Origin of the sequence: Bacillus sp. GC_Bacil_1 (assembly GCF_026540675.1) — a bacterium.
In the GTDB taxonomy this organism is placed as follows: Bacteria; Bacillota; Bacilli; order Bacillales; family Bacillaceae_G; genus Bacillus_A; species Bacillus_A cereus.
In genome coordinates this window covers 228685-253743 of sequence record NZ_JALNUG010000002.1, presented here as the reverse complement: position 1 = coordinate 253743, position 25059 = coordinate 228685, and the positions used below count along the sequence as shown (strand labels likewise).

The window sequence follows — 25059 nt, the reverse complement described above, 5'->3', positions numbered from 1 at the left end:
AGAATTGGAAAAAGGGTAGAAACAATAGGGAGTATTTTTCACCTTTTAGGGGGATTATGATGTTTATTTTAGATCAATATATTGAACTATGGATTGCTTATGGAAAAGGGAAAAAAGAGGGAGAACGATTGGAAGTAACAGTGCAAAATATATCTGAAACATTATTTTGTACAGAGCGTAATAGTAAATTAATTATAAAAAAATTAGATGAGTTAAATTGGATCAAGTGGTTTCCAGGTCGCGGCAGGGGAAATCGTTCCAAGTTAATATTTCAAAAGCACCCGATGTCTTTAATTTTAGATAGAGGAAAAGAAATAACGAAAAAAGGGGATGTGAAAAGCGGAAGCATATTTGTGGAACGCTATAGCTCACATTTTCCGTCAGTAAAGGGAGAATATCACTGCTGGGTAGATTCAATATTTGGTCATAAGATTGAAATGACATCTGAAGGGAGAAGAGATGTACTCCGGTTGCAAGTACAAATGAATTTAGATATCACATTAGATCCTGTATACGCTACAATGCGTTCAGAATGTCATATGGTAAAACATATATTCGACACACTCGTGTATGTAGACGGTAATACAAACATTATAGAGCCAAGACTTGCATTTCACTGGGAATATAATGACGCTGAAAAAATATGGACGTTTTATTTACGAAAAGGAGTTCACTTTCATAATGGAAAACAACTTACTGCACATGATGTTATATACTCATTGAATCGATTTATGAATCTGGAAAATAATGCACACGCATGGATGTTACAACACGTTGAAAGTATCCGTTCAGTGGATGACTACGTTGTCGAAATTCAATTACAAACGGAAAATAAAATGTTTTTACATATGATAAGTGCAGAACAGTGTTCTATCGTGAGTGAAGATGAAGCAGGAGAGCTAATTGGAACAGGGTCTTTTCAATTATATAAAAGTAATGAAAATCTGTTCATTTTAGAAGGTCATCCTTTATATTTTCGTGAAAGACCTTTTTTAGATCGTGTTGAGTTGTGGAATGTAGAACAAGGTGTAAGTACATACGATATTTTAGTAAAGGCGCAGTATAAAGATAAAGAAAAACATAATAAAGAATTGTCTCGGCTTGAGTCGAACGTGACATATATAACATGTAATCTTACGAAAGAAGGACCAATGCAAGATGAGTTATTTCGGAAAGCGTTATATAAAATCATTCATGGTTATACAATCGTTCAAGAACTCGGCGGAGAACGTGGAGAAGTGGCAAAGAAACTAATATTAGCAGGTGAAAGCATTGTAGAGATTGAGGAAGATGTAGAAAGTTTAATTAAAAGGAGTACTTATCATAATGAAGTGCTACAGCTCTACACATTTACAGGACGAGATCATGTTGAAGATGCACAATGGATACAAAAAGAGTGTGCGAAGTACGGGATTCGTGTAGAAAATAATTTTCTTGATATAGAAGAGCTATTGGAAGTAAGTACGATACAAAAGGCTGATATGATGCATGATAGTGCCACAATAAGCGAACGAATAGAAGATAGTCTATTATATATGTTTCTTACAAAAAATAGTTTTATTCATGGACAAAGCAACATGGACTTTTATGAAAAGTTGTCTATTTATTTTAAACAAGAAGAATTAGAGAAAAGAGTTACATTGTTACGCGATATTGAGGATACTTTGTTACGTCAAATTCATATTATTCCTTTGTATCGTAATAAACAAGAGGTAAGTACACATGAAAAAGTCCAAAATATAATGATTAATTCACAAGGTTGGATTGATTTTTATAATATTTGGTTTAAATCTTGATATATAAGGGCTTTTGCGCATTTTCATAAGATGTGTAAGAGTCTTTTTTGTATGTAGGAATAGGTTTGTTTTACACATTGTTACGCTACTTGTGATAAAAGTCTATTTACAGCGTAACAGTGTTATGTTACATTGTTATCAGGAAGGAGTGTTATACAGTTGAGTACAGATTTGATTTCAAAAAAAGATTTATTAGAACTAACTGGCATTTCATACGGACAGTTATATAGGTGGAAAAGAAAAAATTTAATACCGGAAGATTGGTTTGTACGAAAGTCAACATTCACGGGTCAAGAGACATTTTTTCCGAAAGAAAAGATATTAGAGCGTATTGATAAAATCCAAACGATGAAAGAGGATTTATCACTTGATGAACTAGCGAATATGTTTTCACCGAGTGTGAGAGAAATTCTTTTAACAAAGGAAGACATTTTACGTAAGGGGATTGCATCAGAACCAGTTTTACAATTTTTCATAGAACAAACGAATAAAACAGCAGAGTTTCAATTTGTAGATATTCTTTATGTGTACATGTTAGAAGAATTATTACAATCGGGAGATATTAGTTTAGAAGTAGGAAAAATGGTCTTGCAAGTTTTACGTGAAAATTATGAAGCAATTAAACATAAAAATTGTGATTTAATCATTGTACGAAAGTTAGGGATTTCTACATGTTTATTAGTTTCAAACGTGGAAGATTTAATTTTTGAAAAAGGCACTAAAATCGTTTTACGCGAAGCGATTATGAAATATACCGAAGCATTAAAAACGAAATTGTTGTAGTGGAGGAGAAAGTATGCGTACAGATAATTTGATTATAAATGGTTACGGTTCATCGAATGGTGGCGAGTTTCATAAAGTGCAACTAAACGGAAAAGGTACTGTGAATGGAAATGTTGAATGTGACCAATTTGAATGTAACGGTTACGGTGCTGTTACTGGAAATTTGAAAAGTAGCAATGCAAGAATTAGTGGATCAGGTAAAATCGACGGTACAGTTCATGCTGAAACGATGCGAATTGATGGAAAAGCAACAATTACGCAAGATGTGAAGGCAAACAGTTTGAAAATTGCAGGAAAAGGTACGGTAGGTGGAAATGTCACTGGTGAAGAATTTAAAGTCAATGGTCAAGCGACAATTGATGGTAATTGTGAAGTGGATACGTTTTCTTCAGAAGGACAATTTACAATTGGTGGATTACTAAGCGCTGATGAAATAAATATTAATATTCACGGTACATGTCGAGCGAAAGAAATTGGTGGTCAAACGATTAAAGTAAAACATAGACTAAGTACTTTTAGTAGGCTGTTTAAATCAGTATTTGGTATGCAATTAGAGGCTGAACTATTAGAAGGTGACAATATCGATATTGATTATGCTCACATAAGAACGGTAAGAGGAAATAATGTTACGGTAGGACCGAACTGTGAGATTGAACTGATCGAATATACGGGTGTTCTTACTGTTGATAAAAGCGCAAATGTAAAAGAAATGAAGCAGATTTAATGGAAGGGAGAAAATGATATGGAACATCAACATAGTCTTACTGTTAATGGTTCTGGTAGTTCAGCAGGCGGAGATTATAATAAAGTGAAGATTCGCGGTGAAGGAACGATTTCTAATGACATGAGCTGTAATGAATTTAAAACGTACGGCACGAGTGAAGTGTGCGGTAATATGAAAGTGAAAAGTTATGTCGTGTATGGAGATAGTGAAGTACAAGGAAATGTAGATGCGGAATATGTAAAAGTATACGGAAATACACAAATGCATAGTGATGCTCATATTGAAAAAATAAAAGTAAGAGGTATGATAGAAGTTAAGGGGAAATTAACTGGTGATTTCGTAGATGTGAAAGGCGCTTTAAATGTAAAAGGAGATATTGAAGTTGAAGAACTGTCACTAACTGGTGGCCTTGAAAGTGATGGATTACTTAATGCTGAAAATATTGAAATTTCACTTCGTTATGAAGGTAGCAAAGTAAGAGAAATTGGCGGTAAGAAGATTACCGTTCGTAAAAAAGCGAGATTTATTCCATTTACAAATCATGCTGGAAGCCTCCAAACGTCTATCATTGAAGGAGATGAGATTTATTTAGAGCATACGATTGCTGAAGTAGTAAGGGGAAATAATGTTACAATTGGTCCCGGATGTGAAATTAGTGTTGTAGAATATCATACTAGTTTTAATCAAAAAGGTAATGCAGTCGTAAAGGAACATAAACAAATATAAGTAGTACGAGGGAGAGCAAGGTTATGGTTGAAAAGAATAATAAGCTCGGCTTTGTTGTAGCGGGCTTATTGCTAGGTATTTTAATGGCATCAATGGATAATACCATTGTCGTAACAGCGATGGGAACAATCGTTGGTGATTTAGGAGGCCTTGAAAACTTTGTATGGGTCGTTTCTGCCTATATGGTCGCAGAAATGGCAGGTATGCCGATATTCGGAAAACTATCAGATATGTATGGTAGAAAGAGGTTCTTTATTTTCGGTTTAATCGTCTTTATGATTGGTTCGGCGCTTTGTGGTACTGCTGAAAATATTACACAGTTAGGGATTTATCGTGCCATTCAAGGTATTGGCGGCGGGGCATTAGTGCCGATCGCGTTTACTATCGTTTTTGATATTTTCCCTCCTGAAAAGCGCGGGAAAATGGGTGGTTTATTCGGAGCAGTATTTGGTTTATCGAGTATTTTTGGTCCGTTGCTTGGTGCGTATATTACAGATTACATAAGCTGGCACTGGGTATTTTATATTAACTTACCGCTTGGCGTTTTAGCACTTATTTTTATTACATTCTTTTATAAAGAGTCACGAGTTCATAGAAAGCAAAAAATTGATTGGTTTGGCGCAATTACTTTAGTTGGTGCAGTAGTTTCTTTAATGTTTGCGCTTGAACTTGGCGGACAAAAGTATGATTGGGATTCTAACTTTATTTTAAGTTTATTTGGTGGATTCGTTATTTTAATTATTGCATTCATTTTTATTGAACGTAAAGTAGAAGAACCGATCATTTCATTTGAGATGTTTAAACAACGTTTGTTCGGAATGAGTACAATTATTGCTTTATGTTACGGAGCTGCATTTATGTCAGCAACTGTATACATTCCATTATTCATTCAAGGTGTATACGGTGGCACTGCAACAAACTCAGGATTATTACTTTTACCAATGATGTTAGGCTCAGTCGTAACAGCGCAGTTAGGTGGTTTTTTAACGACAAAGCTTAGCTACCGAAACATTATGATCATTTCTGCGGTTATTATGCTAATTGGACTATTTTTATTAAGCACATTAACGCCAGAAACAAGTCGTGCATTATTAACAGTGTATATGATCATTATCGGATTTGGAGTCGGTTTCTCATTCTCTGTACTAAGTATGGCAGCTATTCACAACTTCGGTATGGAACAGCGCGGATCTGCGACTTCGACGAGTAATTTCATTCGTTCATTAGGTATGACACTTGGTATTACAATCTTCGGAATGATTCAAAGAACAGGTTTCCAAGGTCAATTAGAAGAAGCATTTAAAGGTATGAGCGGGGGAATGAATACAAACACATTAGGGGATTCAAGAGCCATTTTATCAGAATCGGCAAGATCTCAAATCCCTCCGCAAATATTAGATAAGATTATTGATGCTCTTTCTAGTTCAATTGTTCAAACGTTCATGTGGGCATTGGTACCAGCTGGATTAGCATTCATATTCATTTTCTTTATGGGAAATGAGCGCATGGTAATTAAGAAACAACAAAAGAATAAAAAGAGCGAAACATCAAAAGCGTAATGAAAAAGCTCCTTTCCAATTGGAAAGGAGCTTTTTCATATGTATGGTGTTAGATTAGCCTTCGATAATTTCGTATTCTTCGTCTGCAAGTAATAAAATTTGTGTTTTCTTACCTTTGTTTTGAACTTCGATTACATCGTATGCACCTAAGTCTCTTACTTTGCTTTGAGAAGCGTTAACCATAACTTCCATAGAATCAATTAAGATATCTTCTTCAATGTATGATTCAGGCAATGCCATATCTTCAGTTTCTAATACACATGCGTATAGATTTTGTAAGTTTTCAGCAGTTGGGTTTTGTTCCTCAACATCAATGATGTTTTTTACTGCTTCCATATTTTCTTCTTTTACTTGGTATACTTTAATTTTAGCCATTGTTTTAATCTCCTTTATAACGTAATCGTAGAGGCTACACTTCATTATAACGTTTTTTTCATGAAAGATGAAATTGTTATATGTATTTATAGTAAAAATTATCTGTTATTACTCATTATTGGTGTAATTCCCTTACTAATATTATGAATAGGTAACGATATTCCTACGTTAAAGTTATATTGTCCAAGCTTTTTTGTTTTCCTTTCATATATATGTATTAGCTATTCTATATAAAGAAGGGATGGAGTGTAAGTGGATTGTGAGCCGAAACGTGATTGTGGATGTTGCCAAAATAGTATATGTGAATTTTTACAAAGTCTAGAACCGTATACTAAAGTTGAAAGTATTGTAATAGCAGGAAACGAAATCGTTGTATCCTATTTTCTTTCGTTTAATGTGATGAAAGGGATTGTATCATTTGTACAAGAAGACAGTGAGGTTATATTTGTAGATTACTCAAAAATTGATGCAATCCGAATAGGAAAAGTTTGTAGTTGCAAATCGAAAGTTAAATATATTGAAGAGGACTTTAGCTTGCTAGGAAATGTGTGCCCGCAATGTTTAACAGAGGGGAGCACAATCTTTTTCGATTTTCATGATCCAGAATTAAATTTATCTTTACAAGCGAAAACAATTGATGCACCTATATGTACTGAATTTACAGATGAACTTGGGAATATAGTAAAGCAAGTTGCAATCGTAGGTGAAGCAATTGTTTCTAAGGATTTTGTTCAAGTACCTGAACTGTTAGATTTTCGATTAGTTTTATCGGATACTGCTGCGAACCCTTTGAAGTTTGGAATACTATTCATTAATTTTCCTGATATTACATTCATTATTCTTTTCGCATCTAGTGGATACTTAAACATTTCAAATTGTTTAAAAGTAGAGAGTGGAACTGGTAATATCGAAATAGAAGAGCTGAAAAAAATGATAAAGGATGACGATAACACGTACAAATCGGTTGTTAAATTGACTAAGGTATATAAGAATGGTGAGACGGAATCTTTTATTTCTAAGAAGGAGTTATAACGCATTTTTTGATAAATCCTCATACATTATGTTGAGGGTTTATACATACACGATGTATATTCTAAAGTTTAAAAAGTGAGATACTCTTTTTTTATTAGATGTTATAATAATTTTATATTTGTGAATAATTTATAATTATATAAAATTTTAGTTTAATAGGTGTTTGCTTATATGGTAAGTGGTTTATTGAAAAATTATATATATTGAATCTTAAATATTTAGAATACGATTGATTTTAAAGAAGGCGGGAATGTAAATGATATATGAAGCGAATATACGTACAAGAAAAAAACTAGTTTCTATGTTTGATGATTTCAATAACGTTGTTTTACTTTCTTATTTACAAGGACATATGGGTACTGCTTGGGTAAATGATCTTGAAAATCCAACAGTAGCACAAGTTACGGTAGGAATTTTCACATTTTACGCTGGAGACCCAAATGTGCAAGAAACAGAAGAGTTATTACGTAATATTCCAGAAAGAATTTTAGTTATCGTAAATAGTGAAGAGTGGAAACAACGCCTAGAAACATTCCATGAAAGAAAAATAGATAAGTTATTACGTTATAAATTCAAACGAAATCCAGAAGTTTTTAATCGTTCAAAATTACAATCTTTTATATCAACACTTCCAAAAGGATATGAGCTAAAAAGAATAGATGAGCATATCGCAAATAGCCCTACATTACATAAGATCTCCGAAGATTTTACAAGTCAATTTCAGTCGGTAGAAGATTATATAAACCGTGGTATAGGTTATAGCATTTTATATAACGGAGAAGTTGTATGCGGTGCATCCTCGTATAGTATTTATAATGATGGAATTGAAATTGAAGTTGCGACTGATCACAATCATAGAAGAAAAGGTTTGGCAACTGTAGTTAGTGCAGCTCTTATATTGGATTGCTTAGAAAATGGAAAGTATCCAAACTGGGACGCAGCCAATACTACATCTGCTAACCTAGCAGAAAAGTTAGGATATGTTTTTGATAAAGCGTATGATACTTATTTTGTGGATAATAGATGAGTGAAGGAATTACATACTAAAAAATAAATGCGCCCTAGTACGTAAGTCTAGGGCGCATTTATTAGTTGGTAAATATCTTCATAACGATCTTATCACATTTCATCTTTTGAATGTTTGGAATTAAAGATATTTATGTAACTTTTTGAAAAAATAAAAGAGCAGCTAGCAAAAGCTAACTGCTCCTCTCCAAGGGAGAATGGAGAAATACAATCATGTTATCTATAGTATTGACGGAACATAGAGTTTTAATCAAAGCCCCACTGATTAAAGTTTCACTTTATTACATTTACAATTTAAATAGTAGAACGTGTTTTTCGTAGTTCTCCAAACACCAATTATATTTTTTTATAATAATTGGATGGACTGCTTCTTTCGTAGTATCGACTTCAGTATAGCCATATTTCTTATAAAAGTTTTCTAATTCCTCAAAAGGAAGACAATATACATCTTGTATTTGTGATTTTCTCGCAGTTTCCACTAAAAATGAAACAAGCTCACCAGCTAATTGTAGCCCTCTAAATTGAGGCAGAATAAAAATTCCACCCATTTCTAAAGTATCTGCATCTATTTGGACTAATCGTCCAACACCTGCATACTCATTGTTATATGTAATAATTGCAACTTTATCTCTCTTTAAATCACTTCTTACAAATCCTATTGAGTCATATTGATTATTAACCCATTCTAAATCGTTAGATGTGGCCAATTGAATACTCATATACATCCTCCTTGGAAATACTAGCGCTCTCTTCATTATATAGAACATAACATACTATATCAAAAGAACCTTGAGATAGCACATTTGTTTAAGTTATTAGTTAAAAGTTTGGGATTGCTGGCATTGAAATGTAGGCTTCACCAAATATAGGATAATAATGTTGTGAATTTAGTGTTACATAGTCAAAATAAAAAATAGTTCATGTGTTCGATAACGCACGATTGTTTAAGTGTAGAGAAAATCATAGGGGTATTTTAATTAGTAGCTACTGTATTCATTGAAGCTATTAAGGAAATGTGATAATCGCCAGCCTTATTGATACAAATCATATTAGGATTTAGTAAAAAACTCTTCCTGAAAAAGAGGGAGATTAAAGATAAGAGCACTTCGAAAAGTGCCCTTCAGTAATGACTACTCATTCTAAAAAGAAAGGATGCAATATATCATATGAAGTTTAGTGTATTTAATTATGGGCCTTTTATATAAAAGTTTTATTTTGTTCCGAATAAAAAGGCGGTTGTTTCCGCAACCACCTTTCAGTAAAACAAAGCACTTTTTATGAAATAAATTATGGATGATCCCTAAAAAAGGTTATAGGATATACCCACATTTTTATAACTAAAGTGACGAACTCAGGTTATAAGGAAGGAACAATTATATTGTATGAAATCTATTCTAGAGTAGTCACAAAGAAAGTTGTCTTCTTATTAGAAGGCAGCTTTTTTTATTAGAAAAAGAAGTAGAAGCTTAAGTTACTTGTCCAAACAAATTTTAAAAAAATACATAAAATGCTATTAGTTAGTCAATATTTTAATATTGCTAATTTTTAAGACTAAAAGGGGTGATTTTATGTGTGAATGTGAAGTTTGTAGACGAAAGAAAAATCGGGATCCATTAAACCGGGAGTTTGAGCCGAAAAAACGAGTTCCTGAGCCAAAAAAAGAGGATTGTGAGCCAAAAAAAGAGGACTGTGAATCAAAAAAAGAAGATTGCGAATCATTAAATTATTATTCATTTAGTAAAAATGCAAATTTTTTAGAAAAAGCTATACAAACAGATGAAATCGATCAAATTTCTGAGGAATATATTGAAATAGTAGATTCAGCAGATGTACAAGTTACTACTACAGATACAAAAGCTGCGCTATCTATCCAAGCTGCATTACAAGCAGCTATTGTGGTTGTGGTAAGTATTTCTATAGCAGATAGTGAAAAGGCAGATAAAATAACACAAGAATTGTTTCAAAAATCATCTATTAAACAAATTAATAGACAAAAAACATTTATTAAAAATTCCAGAAACGTAATCGTAACAACTACTGATACAGATATTGCAGTGAATATTCAAATTCTCCTTCAAATTTTATTAGCGTTACTAGTTAAATTAAATATTTTATAAAGTGTCTATCCCATTTATATTTAGCTATAAGGGTTCACTCTAAATAAATATTTTTTTGTTGTAATATGTGGTACAAGCTTGGACTTCTCATTATGACTGAATTAATATTCAAGATTAATGGGAAATTAAGTGTGGAAAACTACACAATAACAAAGGTGAACTTATAATTTAACATTGAATAAAACTTATATATGTGAAGTAAAGGAAGGCTGTCTTCTTATTAGAAGACAGCTTTTTGATTTTATTAGTAAAAAGAAGTGAAAATAGAAGATTAAGTTACTTGTCCAAGCAATTTTTATTTAAATGCATATAATGCTGGTAGTTATTTGAAATTTTTATAGGAAACTGATAGGAGTGAACATTGTAAATGGATGATTTAAATAAATTTTCTTCCTTTAAGTTTGATAAGGATCAAAAGAATATAATTATAGACCTTTTACTCTCAGATATTTTTAATAGGCATGGAATCAATGAAGAAAAACTAAAAAATTTATCACCAGAAAAAAAGCAGCAAATTAAAAGTATTGTTTCTGAAATACAATCACAAGTTAATAATTATTTAGATTGAAAGGGGGTGAACGTATGGACAAAACATGTCATTCAGATGAAAATAAAAAGTGGAGTGCATTAGATTCCTCAAATCCTCATCCGTCTTTTAAAAATGCTAGCGTTTCAGAAGCAGCTGCGCAAGAAAGTAAAACGTACCAAATTTCTGAAGAATCTATTACAATTGTAGATTCAGCAGATGTAGAAGTTACTACTACAGATACAAAAGCTGCTTTATCTATTCAAGCAGCATTACAAGCAGCTATTGTGGTTATAATAAGTGTTTCTATAGCAGACAGTGAAAAAGCTGACCGTGTAGCACAAGAATTGTTTCAAAAATCATCTATTAAACAAATTAATAAACAAGAAACTGTTATTAGAAATTCTAGAAATGTTACAGTTACGACTACGGATACAGACATAGCAGTAAATGTTCAAATTCTTCTCCAAATTTTATTAGCTTTACTAGTAAAATTAAATATTTTATAAAATGTTTAACTTGTTTTTTATCTAGTGATTCTTACAGGTGAATATTCACTGTTTTAATTATAGTACAGGCTATAAATATTAATCATAACTGGACTAATATTTAACATCGCCAAAATAATAATGAGAACAATGTGATGGAAAATAAATTTTGGTTATTTTATGAAAATTTAAAAGCCATTTCCTTTATTGGATTTGGCTTTTAAATTTTAAACAGTATGAATTTGAAAAGATTATATTAAGATAAAGAATCAAAATATAATGATACAAAATACTTATAAAATTATTCGTGTTATAGAAAAATAATAAGAAAAAGGTGTTTAAAATAGAATCATTTTCATTAATAGTTCAAGTTTTGAAGAATAGTGCATACAATATAAAGTGTTTTCCTTTCTTCATTTAAGTTTTACGTATATAATTTAAAAGTACTATTTTTATTTTATTATTTTATATTTATAACAGAATAGAGGTTTAAAAATGGGTGTTAAAATCATTACGGATAGTGCGGCGGATTTACCAGTAGAATTGCTGCAAGCATATGATATTGATTTAATTCCACTCCGTGTATATGATGAAGCAGAAACAGAGTATTTAGATGGAGTAACATTAGAGTCAGTTACATTATTGCAAAAAATGAGAGAAGGCGCTGTTTATAGAACGTCATTGCCTTCACTTGAAACTTTCCAAGAAAAATTTGTTTCTTATGCAAAAGAAGGTAATCCTTGTATATATTTAGCCTTTTCATCTGAACTGTCTGGTACATATCAATCATCAGTTGTCATTAAAGAGGAAGTAAAAGAAACATATGTAGATTTAGATTTAGAAATTATTGATACGAAATGTGCTTCGCTTGGTCAAGGTCTTGTCGTTTTAGAAGCTGCTAAAATGGCAAAAGATGGCGCATCAAAAGAAGATATTTTAAACCGTGTCGCTTTTCTAATGAACCATATGGAGCACATCTTCACTGTAGCTGACTTACAGTACCTTGTTAGAGGTGGACGTTTAAGTAAAGTAGCTGGTTTTATCGGTGGTTTACTAAACATTAAGCCGATCTTAAACGTGGAAGAAGGAAAACTTGTACCACTTGAAAAGGTACGAGGGAAAAAGAAAGTATTAAGCCGTATTGTTGATATTATGGAAGAGCGTGGTAAAGACCTTAAAGGTCAAACAATCGGTATGACTCACGGTGACGATTTAGAAACAGCTGAAGCATTAAAAGCATTAATTACGGAAAGATTTGGCTGTGAAGTATTTATCGTAAATACAATTGGTGCAGCAATCGGAGCACATACAGGACCTGGCGTTATAACGTTATTTTTCTTAAATGAAGTAGAGTAAAGGATTGATCTTTTGATCAATCCTTTTTTATTTTTTAATCTGTGATAATCGGTCGTTATGGTATTGATGAAGATAAAATCTTTGAAGTTTTCCTATATCAAATGCAATCTTGTAGAGGGAGTATTTTTTATATGTGGAATGATACTTAATGGTAGAAGAAAAGAGTATAAATAAGAATGTATTTATAGGAATCTGAATATTTAATGATATCGAAATTTTGTCATTTCATATATAATTGTGTAGGGAGAAATATCTGTAACTATTTGTAAAAATAGGAGGCGGCTATAAAAATGCAAGAAATTGCTAGATGGGATTTAAATCGACTGTATTTGAATGAGGATATTCTATTTCCGATTTTGGAGTTGAAAGAGCAATATTTTGTAACAAAAGATGTAGAGATTCTTTCAAAGCTTATACAAGTTATTGAAAAAGCAGAATACTATTTGTACTGTCAATCGGTTGAAGAAAGTGTTTCATCTGACCTTACTAAATTGACTGTGAAAGTGAAGGAACTAAAAAGTGAAGTACAGCAAGTAATAAAACATAATGAAGTGGAAACTTCAGATAATACTAAGTTAATAAAAGATGAACTTAATGCGTGGGAAAATATGTACATACAATTACGGGATAGGATAGAAATAGCGCACAATAACAAACAATTATCATTTGGACAAGCAAATAACATTGCAATGAATAGTGATAATGAAAAGGAAAGATTAGAATTATTCGAGTTACTTACAAATGCATTAAATAAAGAAAAAGAAATCTTTGCTACTGTATTAAATCAAATAGGGAGATTACGTAATATAAAGAGTAATGAAATAGAAGATAGAGAGATTTTAACACAATCTTTTCATGCGAATGGCATTTCAGAAACTGTATTATTACAAATGTGGAATGTGACAGAAGAAAACCTTGATAAATTAGTAAGTGCTTTAAGCGTGTATAAGAAAGGGAAAGCTTCGATTACATGGCATGAACTTATGACAGTAAAGGAAAGTAATGAGGTTACTATTCCTTTTTCAGTCGCAGTACAAAACGTTTATGATGCATGTAAGAATATTGACGAAGAATTAGCAGTATTTGCACGTAATGCGATAGAAAGTGGATGGATAGATGCTGAACCGAGAGAGAATAAACCACCAGGTGGGTTTTGTGCTCCATTTTTCAGTGAGAAAGAATCGAGAATCTCCATGCGTTATGATGGGAGTATAGATAGTGTAAGAGTGCTCGCTCATGAATTAGGACATGCTTGGCATTTTTATAATATGAGTTTTGAACAATCTACATCTTTTTTAGATGATTATTTGCCGATGAGTACGGCTGAATCAGCATCTATTTTCTTTGAAACGGTACTCTTAAATTATCTAATTGAAACAACTGATAGTAAAGATATGAAAAAGGCATTGCTTAGCTGGAAAATAAGAAATAGTTTTAATTATGTAATGGCAATACGAGCATCGTATCAGTTTGAAAAAACATTTTATGAAAAATGTAAAGAGGGTCCATTAAGTGCTGATGAAATTGAGAAATTATCTATAATGGCACAAAAAGAAGCATATGGAAATTCTTTAAGTGAATACCAGCCGTTTGTATGGATGAAATATATTCAATTTTATATAGCAGATGTTCCTTTTTACAATTATCCATACACATTTGGATATTTAGTAAGTTTTAGTTTATTAGAAATAGCTCAAGAAAGTAAAAGTACTTTTCATCCGAAATATAAAGAGTTTTTAAGAGAAACAGGAAAGGCTCCAGTAGAGGAGCTTATGAAAAAATATTTTGAAATAGATATAAGAAATTATGAATTTTGGAATAAGGCTTTTATTCAAATTTCTAAAGACATTGATGAATATTTGCAGCTTATGTAAGGGGAGAGTATAGTGGATCAACAGTTTATAAAAGGTATACCTTTTTCAACTTTAGAATATGCAAAAGCTATAAGTTTATTAAAAGGTTGGATACATGAACAACAAGAGAAACCAAGGTTTGTAGTAACTGCAAATCCTGAAATTGTTATGTCTGCAAAGGAAAATACGGAAAAATCAAAGCAGTTTAAAAAGATGTTACTATCTGCGGATTTAATAACAGCGGACGGGATTGGTGTCATAATTGGCTCGAAAATATTAAAAGGAACTTTGAAAGAACGTGTTACTGGGGCGGATTTAACTCACGATTTAATAAAATATTGTAACGACAATGAATATCGTGTCTTTCTTTTTGGAGCCGCTCCAGAAAGTAATAAAAAGGCATTAGAAAAATTAAATGAGCAGTTCCCAGGAGCACAGTTTAAAGGACAGCATGGATTTGTAAATGGTGAAGAAATAGAAAAAATAAAAATAAAAATTAAGCAATTCAAGCCGCATTTACTACTCGTAGGACTAGGTTCACCAAACAAGAAGAGTTCATCTATGAAAACATACAAACATTAAACGTTCCGCTATCTATTGGTATCGGAGGCATGATTGATATAGTATCTGGTACTGTAAAAAGAGCACCGAAAATGATGAGGGATACTGGAACTGAATGGCTGTATAGGTTACTCTCACAGCCGAAAAGATTGAAGAGGCAACTTGTACTTCCGAAATTTTTATTGTCGGTTATGTTAGAGAGAGTGAAAGGAATGCCAAGCTAAGAAAGGATAAGTAAGATGATAGAGCCGTTATCTAATGAAAAAGCTACAATGATTTTTCAAGAGCTGAAAGTAGAAAGTGAAACTTTATTTGAATTTAAAATTCGAAATGCAATACCTATTCACCGTGGTTGGCTAAATTTGAAGTGGAAACTCGCAACGGATGCAGGGGATTTTGTATTAAAGCAATATAATCAAGAACGGTACAAAATGTATAACTCAGACCTTTTAATACAAGCATTACAACAACAGCAAAGATTACATAATAATGGTGTAAGTTGTCCAAGGGTATTAATTTATAAAAATAATGTAATGCATATATCAAAAAGTGATGAAAGATTTATAGTATTAGAACATAAGGAAGGTAGCTTAGTTTCACCAGGAAAAGTGAATCAAAAGGAAATTCACTCTCTTGGTCAGACGATAGGTTATATGCATAACTTGTTAAATGATGGCTCTTTAATAAAAGGAGAAAATCCTAAATTTGTTCCACCTACTAAAGAGGCGAGATTGAAACATTGGGAAGAAAAAATGAGAGAAGTAGAGAAGCTAGGAAAAGAGCACATTCTCTCTTATATAAAATTACAGCAAGAAGCAACACAATTGGTAAATACAGAACAATTTCATAATAGCCAACGGGGATGGGTGCACCGTGATTTATGGGTAGATAATTTCTTGTTTCATAATGATAAAGTATCAGCGATTCTTGATTTTGATCGCATGGATTACGATTATGTAGAGTTAGATATTGGCCGTGTAGTTATATCGTGCGCATTAAGTGACGGAGTATTAAATAAGAGTCTTGTTGCATCATTTTTAGAAGGGTACCGCAATGAAGTAGACTTTCCAGTAGGGAATATTGTTCGGGCAATTCAAATGCTTTGGTACATGGAGAGTACTTGGTGGATCCATGCCAATATGGATCAGCATAGTGTACCACCTTCACGCTTTGCAGATGAAATGAATTGGATAGCTGAAAATTATGGTGTATTACATAATATATTGGCCGACTTATAAATAAAGAGGAGACTACATACATGAACAGAATCGGCATTATTGGAGCAATGCAAATTGAAATAGATTTACTTTTAGAAAAACTAGTTATACAAGAGGAACAGACAATAGCGGGAATGCCTTTTTATATTGGAGAATTCATGGGAATAGAAGTAATTATTACACGTTCTGGTGTAGGGAAAGTAAATGCAGCTGCATGCGCGCAAACATTAATTCATAAATTTGATGTAGACTCTATCATTAATACGGGCGTTGCTGGCGGATTACATTCAGATGTAAAAGTCGGCGATATAGTTATTTCAACGAATGTTACTCATCATGATGTAAGTAAAACTCAAATGAAAAACTTATTTCCGTTCCAAGAGGAATTTATTGCAAGTAAGGAATTGGTAGAGTTAGCACGTAAAGCTTGTATTAGTAGTAGTTTACAGATTGCAGTTCATGAAGGAAGAATTGTCAGCGGTGAATGTTTTGTTGAAGATTCAAAGTTAAAGGCGAAATTAATAGACGAATACGCACCTCATTGTACAGAAATGGAAGGGGCAGCAATTGGACATGTTGCCTATATAAATGATATACCGTTTCTCATTATAAGATGTATTTCTGACAGCGCAGATGATGAAGCTCAAATTTCTTATGATGACTTCGCGAAAACTGCTGCGAATTATTGCTCAGAAATTATTATTGAGATGCTTAAAAATATATCTGGTAAAACCATAGTCCAAAAGGAGAGATAGGAATGTTACAAGCATTAATTTTTGATATGGATGGTACATTATTTCAAACAGATAAAATTTTAGAATTATCATTAGATGATACTTTTGATCACTTAAGATCATTACAATTATGGGATACAGTAACACCAATTGATAAATATAGAGAAATTATGGGTGTGCCGTTACCGAAAGTTTGGGAAGCTTTATTACCAGACCATTCTATTGAAATAAGAGAACAAACAGATGCATATTTTTTAGATAGACTTATTGAAAACATAAAAAGCGGAAAAGGCGCTTTATATCCAAATGTAAAAGAAATATTTACATATATAAAAGAAAATAATTGTTCCATTTACATTGCTAGTAATGGTTTGAAAGAATATTTACGAGCAATCGTAACTTATTATGCTTTAGACAAGTGGGTGACTGAAACGTTTAGTATTGAACAAATACAATCGCTAAATAAAGGTGACTTAGTTAAAAGTATTATGAACAAATATGATATAAAAGAGGCAGCCGTAGTTGGTGACCGGCTATCTGATATAAATGCAGCGAAAGACAACGGTTTACTGGCAATTGGGTGCAGTTTTGATTTTGCGCAAGAAGATGAACTTGCTCAGGCTGATATAGTAATAGATGATTTAATGGGGTTGAAGGGAATATTATCTGAAGTGAAGAATACGCACGCTATGAATTAAATAAAGTAACAACCATAAAAATGCTTAGAATAAATGATTCTCGAGCATTTTTATATATTTTCGTACTTAGGGGGAATGGACTTGAAAGATATACATATTCAACAAATAGAAAATTTAATGGAATATGAATTCAGTCATCTCGTTCAAGAGAGTGAAGAAGAAGGTTTTAATTTCCTTATAAGGATAATAAATGAATATAAAAACAAAATAAATGTATTCAATAAAACTGGAGAATGTTTATATGGTGTTTTCCGAGGTGATATGTTAATTGGAGTTGGAGGTTTAAATGAGGATCCGTACACAAAAGACAATAAGATTGGGCGGTTAAGGAGATTTTATATTTCAAAGGATTTTCGGCGTATAGGGTTAGGGAACTTATTATTAAACCAACTATTATGTCATGCGGAAAAGGATTTTGAAGTGATTGTATTACATGCTGACACGAAGCAAGGAGATGCGTTTTATACTGCAAATGGATTTGTAAAAGAGGGATTATATAAGGGATCTAGTCACTACAAAGTATTATCGAGGTGGCTACCAAAAGAATAGACGGACAGGTATTTTAGTTGGTAAATCGATATATCTTAAAAATCGCTGATATATGAAGTTGCGATCCTTATATTAAAAAACAACTTTTATAATTTCATTTACTAAATTGTTATTATAAAAAAGAGCACCTTAGCTTTTAAAATTTAGCTTATAAGGTGACTCCTTTTCAGTCAATTACGTTTTAACGTTCATTTGTTTCAATAATAATCCTGGTTTACCTTTTACATAATAAAAATGCGGATTATTTTCATCATCATAAAGCATAATATAAGGCTTTTCATTTAGTGGGAGCAGTATAAGTACTTCGTCTATTGTAGTGTGTAACCATTGATTAGTAATAGAAACCGGCTTAGATAATGGGATTTTTATCATATAGCCATCTTTTGGAACGACATTTAAGTTTTTAAATGGACCAGTAATTGCTTTAGCGTATTGAACTGCTTCTTTTTGGACTATTGGATCTAAAGATTGTTTTTGAATGACCATTTCTTTTTGACAATCAAACACTTCAATTTGTTGATTTGTATTTGCTAATGCATTTGTTGATAATAGAAATAAAAGAAGAGAAATGACCCCGATTTTTTTTATCATAATACAACACCTCACCATTACTATCCCCTCAAAAGCTTTAAATATTTTTCTGTCACATTCATGTAACAAAGATGTTGTATGATACAATTGGTTTTTGTTTAAAAGCAATGGAGGAAAAAATATGAAAGTTTTAATTGCAGATGACGAACAAGATATGTTAAGAATTTTAAAAGCTTATTTTGAAAAAGAAGGCTTCGAAGTTTTATTAGCGAAAGACGGAGAGGAAGCACTTCAAATATTTTATGATGAAAAAATTGATTTAGCTATTTTGGATTGGATGATGCCAAAACATAGTGGTATTACTGTCTGTCAGGAAATAAAAAAGAATTCAAGCGTAAAAGTATTAATGCTTACGGCGAAAAGTGAAAGTGAAGATGAATTAGCAGCACTTCAAAGCGGGGCAGATGAGTACGTGAAAAAACCATTTCATCCAGGAGTACTAATTACGCGAGCGAAAAAGCTTATTCAGCATGATGATATTATTCAAGTACAAGATGTAAAGATAAATTTAGCCAAAAATAAAGTATATAAAAATGATATAGAGTTAGAAATTACAAAAACAGAGCTCGAATTAATAAAATGCTTTTTAAATCATAAAGGAACGATTTTAACTCGTAAAAAATTGTTAGACATTGTATGGGGATTTGACTATTTTGGAGAAGAGAGAACGGTTGATACACATGTAAGAAGGCTGCGTAAAAAAATTGGAGAAAATATTATTAAGACGCATCGCGGGCTGGGTTATAGTTTGGAGGAACAAAGTGAATAAACTTGGGAAAAAGCTATTTCTCAGCATTTCTTTAACCGTTATTCTTATATTTACAATTTCTTTATTATTAATTAACTTTCTCCTGCCGAAATATAATATTTATAAAACACGTGAAAACTTAAATGAATTTACAACTCAAATACAAAATGCGCCAGTCAATGATTTAGAAGATGTTATTCATACAATTGAAAGTGAAAATAATGTTACAATTGCGTATACGCCAATTAATCAGTCAGAAGATGCTATGAACGACGCGTTACGCATGCAACTTACGAAAAAGAAAGTAACGTTAAATAAGCTTTGGATTACGAAAGACGAAGTTATGAAAGTGAAGACGGAAGGGCAATCGAATAAACTGTACGATCAAGGAAAGGTAAAAGCGAGTTTTTTTGCTAAATATATTGCGAAAGATGATACGATAATTTTAATTGGGACTTCCATTGCGAATTCAAATGAAATTATAAATACGTTAAATACATTTTACTTATATATCCTATGTTTCTCGCTCCTTCTTATTATTTTACTTGTGTGGATACTTTCAAAAATAATAACGACACCACTGAAAGAGTTAAGTGATGTGGCTCAGGATATTTCACATTTGCAGTTTAAAAGAACGAAAGTGAAAACGAATGATGAAATAGGAGAGTTGGCCAATAGTATTAATATCATGAGTGAAAAACTACATGAAGCACATCAAGACTTAACTGATCGTAATGAACATTTAAAACGATTTATGGGTGATGTAACGCATGAATTAAAGACACCGATCGCATTAGTAAAAGCATACTCTATGGGGATTAAAGATGGATTAGATGATGGGACTTATGTAGATACAATTATTAAACAAACAGATCAAATATCAAACTTAATTGAAGAATTATTACGATTTTCTAAACTAGAAAGAGATATTTTACAAAAAGAAGAATTCCCCATTGAACCACTGGTCCAGAGTATATTAGATAAGCATCAGATTGAACTGGATTCGAAAGAAATTAACTTGCAAGTAAATTGTAATGCGGGCGATACAATCGTTTATGCAGATTTAAATAAAATGAGAATGGTGTTTCAAAATTTAATTTCTAATGCGATAAAATATACAGCAAATCAAAACATAATAATTACATTAGAAGATAGAAATAAAAGTATATATTTCCAAATAAAAAATGGCATTCCTACGGATAAAATTAAGGATATAGAGAAAATTTGGGAGCCTTTTTATGTACTAGAATCTTCTCGTAGTAAAGAAAAATCAGGTACAGGATTAGGTTTAGCGATAGTGAAAAGTATTTTAGAAAGGCATGGTTTTGAATATGGAGTTTCCTCTATAGATGGAGAAATTCAATTTTATATAAATGTGAAAAAGGACTAATGAAAATATTAGTCCTTTTTGCAGCTTTAGAGATTAGCGATACAGGATGAATCACCATAATTTTCAAAATTGATGTATTAAATGGAGAATTAGCAAATGTTCTACTTTCATTAAATTCACGTGAAGTTCACAGGAAAACGTTATATTTACATAGTTATATTTGAATTTAATGAAGTGAGGTATTCAGATTTGAAAAGAAAGAAATTAGTAATTGGTAGCATTTTAATGGGTATGACGTTATCTTTATCTGCATGTGGTTCATCAGATAATATTGTAACGACAAAATCAGGAAGCATTTCAGAAAGCGATTTTAACAAAAAATTAAAAGAAAACTACGGTAAACAGAATTTATCTGAAATGGTAGTAGAAAAAGTATTAAATGATAAATATAAAGTTACGGATGAAGAGGTAACGAAACAACTAAAAGAATTAAAAGACAAGATGGGCGATAATTTTAATACATATATGGAATCTAATGGTGTGAAAAATGAAGATCAGTTGAAAGAGAAATTAAAGCTTACTTTCGCTTTTGAAAAAGCTATTAAAGCAACCGTAACGGAAAAAGATATTAAAGATCATTATAAGCCAAAGCTTCAAGTTAGCCATATTTTAGTAAAAGATGAAAAGACAGCAAAAGAAATTAAAGAAAAATTAAATAGTGGCGAAGATTTCGCGGCATTGGCTAAACAATATTCAGAGGATCCAGGTTCTAAAGAAAAAGGTGGGGAACTATCTGAATTTGGACCTGGTATGATGGTGAAAGAATTTGAGGATGCTGCGTATAAGTTAGAAGTTGGTCAATTGAGTGAACCTGTTAAATCTTCTTTCGGATATCATATTATTAAGCTAACGGATAAAAAAGAGCTTAAACCATATGAGGAAGAGAAAGAGAATATTCGTAAAGAATTAGAACAGCAACGTATACAAGATCCTCAATTCCATCAACAAGTTACTAGAGATCTGCTTAAAAATGCAGATATAAAAGTATCTGATAAAGACTTGAAAGATACCTTTAAAGAGTTAGAAAAATAATAAATGGAATGTAAGACAATCGATAGAAATATCGGTTGTCTTTTTCTCTATTTTTCCGGCTATTTGCCGGGCAGTAAGACCCCAAAACTCAAAATTCAGCGGAAGCAAAGAAGTTAGGTGGGGGCCCCGCTGCCCGTAAACGCCCGATTGGTGAGGGCTCACTTTATATAGAAGCTGGGAGTGGGAAAATACTTTCACACCTGTATTGAATTTTACTTAATAAGAAATCTTTGAGTTTCTCAACTATTATATAAAAATAAAACTGAATTTTCAGTTATTTTGTTATATAGTAAAAGAGAACGAATAAGGGGAGGGAACATTTTGAGTAAAAAGAAAATGGCAATTACACTGTCAGCAATGCTATCTGCAACAATTATACCTAGCTTTACTATGGATGTGCATGCAGAGAAGAAAGAAGAGACTAAAAATACGAAAATTGAATTAGAAAATGGGATGACAAAGCCGATTTATTCTCTCGATGAAGCCATTATCGAAAATTTATATGTAGAGACAGAAGTTGATAGTGATCGCGACGGTAAGAAAGACAGAGTATCGATAAAAGTTATGCGTCCAAAGACAGATTCGAATGTGAAGGTTCCTGTTATTTATGAAATGAGTCCATATCGATCTGGATTAAAAGATGTTCCTGTATATAATGTAGATGAAGAATTGTATGCGTATGAAGGAAAACCGTATGGAGCGGTTAATCTTGGTTCGTATGGGAACTATTACGTGCCAAGAGGTTATGCAGTTATTCTAGGCGAAAGTATCGGTACTGGAAAATCAGATGGATGCCCTACAACTGGAGATGAACAAGAAATACTCGGTACAAAGTCTGTTATTGATTGGGTAAACGGTCGCGCGAAAGCATTTACAGAACAGGGTGAGGAAGTTCAGGCAAATTGGTCTACAGGAAATGTAGGTATGACTGGAGTGTCTTATAATGGTACACTACCAAATGCTGTTGCGACTACTGGAGTTGAAGGTTTAAAAACAATTATTCCAATCGCAGCAATTAGTAGTTGGTATGATTATTATCGTGCAAATGGTGCAGTAATTGCGCCAGGCGGATATCAAGGAGAAGATACAGATAATATGGCAGAAGCAGTACTGACAAGGGAAAATCCTGAAGTTTGCGGACAAGTTATAAAAGAGTTAACGGCTGGACAAGACCGAAAAACAGGTAATTATAATGATTTTTGGGATAAACGCAATTATGTAAAAGATGCTAAAAATGTAAAAGCAAGCGTATTTGTTGTTCATGGTTTAAATGATTGGAATGTTAAGACGAAGCAGTTCGCGCAATGGTGGGATGCACTCGGAGAAAATAATGTTCCTCGTAAAATGTGGCTACACCAAGGTGGTCATGGTGGGACATCAAGTAATAACTGGCAGCAAACACAAAATAAATGGTTAGATTATTGGTTGTACGGAATTGAAAATGGAATTATGGATGAACCAATGGTTGATGTGCAAAGAGAAAATAAATCGTGGCAAAAGATAAAAAATTGGCCAGATCCAGCGGCTGTACCTTCAAAAATCCGTATGTATTTAAGTAATAAATCAGTCAATTTGCCACTAAGTATGGGATCGGTTAATAAAGTTTTCTCATTCGTAGATGATGCACAAATAAAATCAAATCAATTAGTAGCAAACCCAGAATTAGAAGTAGCCAATCGATTAGTATATACAATGCCTGTACTGCAAAAAGATACACGCATAAGTGGTACACCAAAGATTTCAATTACAGGAAATATTGATCGATCTGTATCAAATTTAACAGCATTACTTGTTGACTATGGAGGAACGAAGCCGGAAATCGTAACACGAGGCTGGATGGATCCACAAAACTTAAAGAGTATAGAAAATTCAACAGTGATTCAACCGGGCAAAGATTATACATTCACATGGGACATGCAGCCAGATGATTATGTCTTTAAAGCTGGACATCAAATAGGGGTCGTTTTAATTGCTAGCGACTATGATTATACAATTAGACCGAAAGCGGGCACGAAACTTACAGTGAAATTAAGTGAAGTGACATTGCCGATTGTGAAATAAATATTTTTTCCAAAGAGCTTACTAAAGTAAGCTTTTTGTTTTATAGTCTGAATTTTTAATTTTATATTTCAAATTGGAAGGTTATGTAATACAATATCATTATATTCTATGGAAAGTGAGTGATATATTATGACAGTCAGCTCTTTCGAAAGCGCATTAAATTTAGAGGTACAGGAAGATTAGTTGAATTGGAATCTTCCGTACGTAAAAACGGAGGAGAAAATAAATGTTTAGTTTTTATAGTACACTTTGTACGGAACTGTATGATTACACAAAACCAGTCGGTTATTCTTTAAATGGTGATATTGAGTATTACAAAGAACGTTTAAAAGATTGTAGAGGTAGAATTCTCGAAGCTGCAGTAGGTTCAGGGCGTGTCATCATTCCGCTTCTAGAGGCTGGTTTTAAAGTGGATGGGATAGATTTTTCACCTGAAATGCTTGATTCTTGCCGTAAGCGGTGTAAAGAGAGAGGCTTACATCCTAATTTGTATGAAGGAAGCTTGCAACAATTTTCAATTCCGCATAAATATGAGGCAATTATCATTCCTACTGGATCTTTTTGTTTAATTGAAAATCGTGTGGATTCTATAAACGCATTGAAATGTTTTTATGAACATCTTAATCCAGGCGGACGATTAATCGTAGATATTATGCTTCCGCATGACTGGAAGACTGGGGAAATTCATACATCGACTTTTTCTTTGCCGAGTGGAGACGGAATCACATTAGAAAATAAATCAATTGAAATAGATTGGCTGAACCAAGTTACTGTATCATATTTGAAATATGAAAAGTGGAGTAAAGGACAGCTAGTACAAACAGAGTTACAACGTTTTGCGCTGCGCTGGTATGGAATAGTAGAGTTTAAACTCCTTTTAGAAAGTATAGGTTTCTCTAACATTACTTGCTCTGCTGAATATGTTTATGAAAAAGAACCGTCAAATGCAAATCAAATGATTACTTTTGAAGCTGTGCGAAACGAGAAATAAAAGAACTATCTATGAAAATAAGGCAATTGATATAATATCGATTGCCTTATTTTAATTGTATATCGCTTACATGTTATTAGGTTTTCATTGTCCAAGCATTCTGCTACTTACTACATATACTATTTA

24 protein-coding genes and 1 pseudogene are annotated in these 25059 nt (G+C 32.5%); 22 read left to right on the top strand and 3 right to left on the bottom strand.

What is annotated here, in order from left to right:
• Positions 1-59 precede the first annotated feature (59 nt).
• From OXT04_RS04360 to OXT04_RS04340, 5 genes are all read left to right on the top strand, one after another.
• Entirely contained in the window at positions 60-1796 is a 1737-nt protein-coding gene (locus OXT04_RS04360; RefSeq protein WP_000470196.1) for an ABC transporter substrate-binding protein, read from the top strand.
• A gap of 159 nt (positions 1797-1955) precedes the next feature.
• A complete protein-coding gene (locus OXT04_RS04355) occupies positions 1956-2579 on the top strand; it encodes a YhbD family protein (protein ID WP_267413353.1) in 624 nt (207 codons plus the stop codon).
• Between the two features lie 13 nt (positions 2580-2592).
• Positions 2593-3303 (top strand): bactofilin family protein, encoded by a 711-nt coding sequence (locus tag OXT04_RS04350; protein ID WP_001258371.1) that lies wholly within the window; start codon positions 2593-2595, stop codon positions 3301-3303.
• Positions 3304-3321: 18 nt separating this feature from the next.
• The gene (locus OXT04_RS04345; RefSeq protein WP_000401031.1) at positions 3322-4029 is read left to right on the top strand and encodes a polymer-forming cytoskeletal protein; all 708 of its coding nucleotides are present in this window, start codon (positions 3322-3324) and stop codon (positions 4027-4029) included.
• Between the two features lie 23 nt (positions 4030-4052).
• Positions 4053-5588: an MDR family MFS transporter gene (locus OXT04_RS04340; RefSeq protein WP_267413348.1), complete on the top strand. Its 1536-nt coding sequence runs from the start codon at positions 4053-4055 to the stop codon at positions 5586-5588.
• 54 nt (positions 5589-5642) lie between these two features.
• Here OXT04_RS04340 and OXT04_RS04335 read toward each other — a convergent pair whose 3' ends face one another.
• Positions 5643-5963, bottom strand: coding sequence for a hypothetical protein (locus OXT04_RS04335; RefSeq protein WP_001062742.1), 321 nt, complete (start codon positions 5961-5963; stop codon positions 5643-5645).
• Positions 5964-6215: 252 nt separating this feature from the next.
• On the opposite strand from OXT04_RS04335, the gene OXT04_RS04330 reads away from it, so the two are divergent.
• Together OXT04_RS04330 and OXT04_RS04325 are read left to right on the top strand one after the other, a co-directional pair.
• Positions 6216-6995, top strand: coding sequence for a BC_2878 family exosporium-associated protein (locus OXT04_RS04330; RefSeq protein ID WP_097821860.1), 780 nt, complete (start codon positions 6216-6218; stop codon positions 6993-6995).
• Positions 6996-7251: 256 nt separating this feature from the next.
• Positions 7252-8022, top strand: coding sequence for a GNAT family N-acetyltransferase (locus OXT04_RS04325; protein WP_097821859.1), 771 nt, complete (start codon positions 7252-7254; stop codon positions 8020-8022).
• Between the two features lie 286 nt (positions 8023-8308).
• On the opposite strand, the gene OXT04_RS04320 is transcribed toward OXT04_RS04325, so the two are convergent.
• Positions 8309-8740 carry a GNAT family N-acetyltransferase gene (locus tag OXT04_RS04320; protein ID WP_000027160.1) on the bottom strand — a complete coding sequence of 144 codons (432 nt, stop codon included), beginning with the start codon at positions 8738-8740 and terminating at the stop codon, positions 8309-8311.
• Positions 8741-9589: 849 nt separating this feature from the next.
• Between OXT04_RS04320 and OXT04_RS04315 the strand changes: the two genes are divergently transcribed.
• The 10 genes and pseudogenes from OXT04_RS04315 (at position 9590) to OXT04_RS04270 (ending at position 18120) form a co-directional block, all read left to right on the top strand.
• On the top strand, positions 9590-10138 hold the full coding sequence (locus OXT04_RS04315; RefSeq protein WP_267413340.1) for a spore coat protein: 549 nt from the start codon (positions 9590-9592) through the stop codon (positions 10136-10138).
• Positions 10139-10505: 367 nt separating this feature from the next.
• Positions 10506-10706: a spore coat protein W gene (locus OXT04_RS04310; protein WP_000342253.1), complete on the top strand. Its 201-nt coding sequence runs from the start codon at positions 10506-10508 to the stop codon at positions 10704-10706.
• Positions 10707-10720: 14 nt separating this feature from the next.
• Complete coding sequence (locus OXT04_RS04305) at positions 10721-11173, top strand: spore coat protein (protein WP_000361677.1); 453 nt, start codon at positions 10721-10723, stop codon at positions 11171-11173.
• 474 nt (positions 11174-11647) lie between these two features.
• Complete coding sequence (locus OXT04_RS04300; protein WP_000538280.1) at positions 11648-12508, top strand: DegV family protein; 861 nt, start codon at positions 11648-11650, stop codon at positions 12506-12508.
• A 290-nt stretch (positions 12509-12798) separates the two neighbouring features.
• Entirely contained in the window at positions 12799-14382 is a 1584-nt protein-coding gene (locus OXT04_RS04295) for a M3 family metallopeptidase (RefSeq protein WP_097946198.1), read from the top strand.
• Positions 14383-14394: 12 nt separating this feature from the next.
• A pseudogene (locus tag OXT04_RS04290) lies at positions 14395-15146 on the top strand (WecB/TagA/CpsF family glycosyltransferase).
• A gap of 15 nt (positions 15147-15161) precedes the next feature.
• The gene (locus OXT04_RS04285; RefSeq protein ID WP_267413333.1) at positions 15162-16160 is read left to right on the top strand and encodes a phosphotransferase; all 999 of its coding nucleotides are present in this window, start codon (positions 15162-15164) and stop codon (positions 16158-16160) included.
• 20 nt (positions 16161-16180) lie between these two features.
• Entirely contained in the window at positions 16181-16894 is a 714-nt protein-coding gene (locus OXT04_RS04280) for a 5'-methylthioadenosine/adenosylhomocysteine nucleosidase (protein ID WP_001079715.1), read from the top strand.
• A gap of 2 nt (positions 16895-16896) precedes the next feature.
• Entirely contained in the window at positions 16897-17571 is a 675-nt protein-coding gene (locus OXT04_RS04275; protein WP_000938416.1) for an HAD hydrolase-like protein, read from the top strand.
• 33 nt (positions 17572-17604) lie between these two features.
• Positions 17605-18120, top strand: a complete 516-nt coding sequence (locus OXT04_RS04270; protein WP_267413327.1) for a GNAT family N-acetyltransferase — start codon at positions 17605-17607, stop codon at positions 18118-18120.
• Positions 18121-18294: 174 nt separating this feature from the next.
• Here OXT04_RS04270 and OXT04_RS04265 read toward each other — a convergent pair whose 3' ends face one another.
• A complete protein-coding gene (locus tag OXT04_RS04265) occupies positions 18295-18711 on the bottom strand; it encodes a hypothetical protein (RefSeq protein ID WP_000591776.1) in 417 nt (138 codons plus the stop codon).
• A 121-nt stretch (positions 18712-18832) separates the two neighbouring features.
• Between OXT04_RS04265 and OXT04_RS04260 the strand changes: the two genes are divergently transcribed.
• The 5 genes from OXT04_RS04260 (at position 18833) to OXT04_RS04240 (ending at position 24933) form a co-directional block, all read left to right on the top strand.
• Positions 18833-19480, top strand: a complete 648-nt coding sequence (locus OXT04_RS04260; protein ID WP_267413324.1) for a response regulator transcription factor — start codon at positions 18833-18835, stop codon at positions 19478-19480.
• A complete protein-coding gene (locus OXT04_RS04255; RefSeq protein ID WP_001037252.1) occupies positions 19473-20849 on the top strand; it encodes a sensor histidine kinase in 1377 nt (458 codons plus the stop codon). The genes OXT04_RS04260 and OXT04_RS04255 overlap by 8 nt, the downstream gene beginning before the upstream one ends.
• A gap of 189 nt (positions 20850-21038) precedes the next feature.
• On the top strand, positions 21039-21881 hold the full coding sequence (locus OXT04_RS04250) for a peptidylprolyl isomerase PrsA (RefSeq protein ID WP_001987511.1): 843 nt from the start codon (positions 21039-21041) through the stop codon (positions 21879-21881).
• Between the two features lie 321 nt (positions 21882-22202).
• A complete protein-coding gene (locus OXT04_RS04245) occupies positions 22203-23942 on the top strand; it encodes a Xaa-Pro dipeptidyl-peptidase (RefSeq protein WP_090977808.1) in 1740 nt (579 codons plus the stop codon).
• 226 nt (positions 23943-24168) lie between these two features.
• Positions 24169-24933: a class I SAM-dependent methyltransferase gene (locus tag OXT04_RS04240; protein ID WP_098235399.1), complete on the top strand. Its 765-nt coding sequence runs from the start codon at positions 24169-24171 to the stop codon at positions 24931-24933.
• The last annotated feature ends 126 nt before the right edge of the window (positions 24934-25059 follow it).

What these genes read in the sequence shown, in the direction of transcription:
- OXT04_RS04295 (WP_097946198.1), top strand. Translation starts at nt 12,799, where the DNA reads ATGCAAGAAATTGCTAGATGGGATTTAAATCGACTGTATTTGAATGAG.
- OXT04_RS04275 (WP_000938416.1), top strand. Translation starts at nt 16,897, where the DNA reads ATGTTACAAGCATTAATTTTTGATATGGATGGTACATTATTTCAAACA.
- OXT04_RS04280 (WP_001079715.1), top strand. Translation starts at nt 16,181, where the DNA reads ATGAACAGAATCGGCATTATTGGAGCAATGCAAATTGAAATAGATTTA.
- OXT04_RS04340 (WP_267413348.1), top strand. Translation starts at nt 4,053, where the DNA reads ATGGTTGAAAAGAATAATAAGCTCGGCTTTGTTGTAGCGGGCTTATTG.
- OXT04_RS04240 (WP_098235399.1), top strand. Translation starts at nt 24,169, where the DNA reads ATGTTTAGTTTTTATAGTACACTTTGTACGGAACTGTATGATTACACA.
- OXT04_RS04265 (WP_000591776.1), bottom strand. Translation starts at nt 18,711, where the DNA reads ATGATAAAAAAAATCGGGGTCATTTCTCTTCTTTTATTTCTATTATCA.
- OXT04_RS04300 (WP_000538280.1), top strand. Translation starts at nt 11,648, where the DNA reads ATGGGTGTTAAAATCATTACGGATAGTGCGGCGGATTTACCAGTAGAA.
- OXT04_RS04305 (WP_000361677.1), top strand. Translation starts at nt 10,721, where the DNA reads ATGGACAAAACATGTCATTCAGATGAAAATAAAAAGTGGAGTGCATTA.
- OXT04_RS04335 (WP_001062742.1), bottom strand. Translation starts at nt 5,963, where the DNA reads ATGGCTAAAATTAAAGTATACCAAGTAAAAGAAGAAAATATGGAAGCA.
- OXT04_RS04320 (WP_000027160.1), bottom strand. Translation starts at nt 8,740, where the DNA reads ATGAGTATTCAATTGGCCACATCTAACGATTTAGAATGGGTTAATAAT.
- OXT04_RS04360 (WP_000470196.1), top strand. Translation starts at nt 60, where the DNA reads ATGTTTATTTTAGATCAATATATTGAACTATGGATTGCTTATGGAAAA.
- OXT04_RS04345 (WP_000401031.1), top strand. Translation starts at nt 3,322, where the DNA reads ATGGAACATCAACATAGTCTTACTGTTAATGGTTCTGGTAGTTCAGCA.
- OXT04_RS04260 (WP_267413324.1), top strand. Translation starts at nt 18,833, where the DNA reads ATGAAAGTTTTAATTGCAGATGACGAACAAGATATGTTAAGAATTTTA.
- OXT04_RS04325 (WP_097821859.1), top strand. Translation starts at nt 7,252, where the DNA reads ATGATATATGAAGCGAATATACGTACAAGAAAAAAACTAGTTTCTATG.
- OXT04_RS04310 (WP_000342253.1), top strand. Translation starts at nt 10,506, where the DNA reads ATGGATGATTTAAATAAATTTTCTTCCTTTAAGTTTGATAAGGATCAA.
- OXT04_RS04350 (WP_001258371.1), top strand. Translation starts at nt 2,593, where the DNA reads ATGCGTACAGATAATTTGATTATAAATGGTTACGGTTCATCGAATGGT.
- OXT04_RS04315 (WP_267413340.1), top strand. Translation starts at nt 9,590, where the DNA reads ATGTGTGAATGTGAAGTTTGTAGACGAAAGAAAAATCGGGATCCATTA.
- OXT04_RS04270 (WP_267413327.1), top strand. Translation starts at nt 17,605, where the DNA reads ATGATTCTCGAGCATTTTTATATATTTTCGTACTTAGGGGGAATGGAC.
- OXT04_RS04285 (WP_267413333.1), top strand. Translation starts at nt 15,162, where the DNA reads ATGATAGAGCCGTTATCTAATGAAAAAGCTACAATGATTTTTCAAGAG.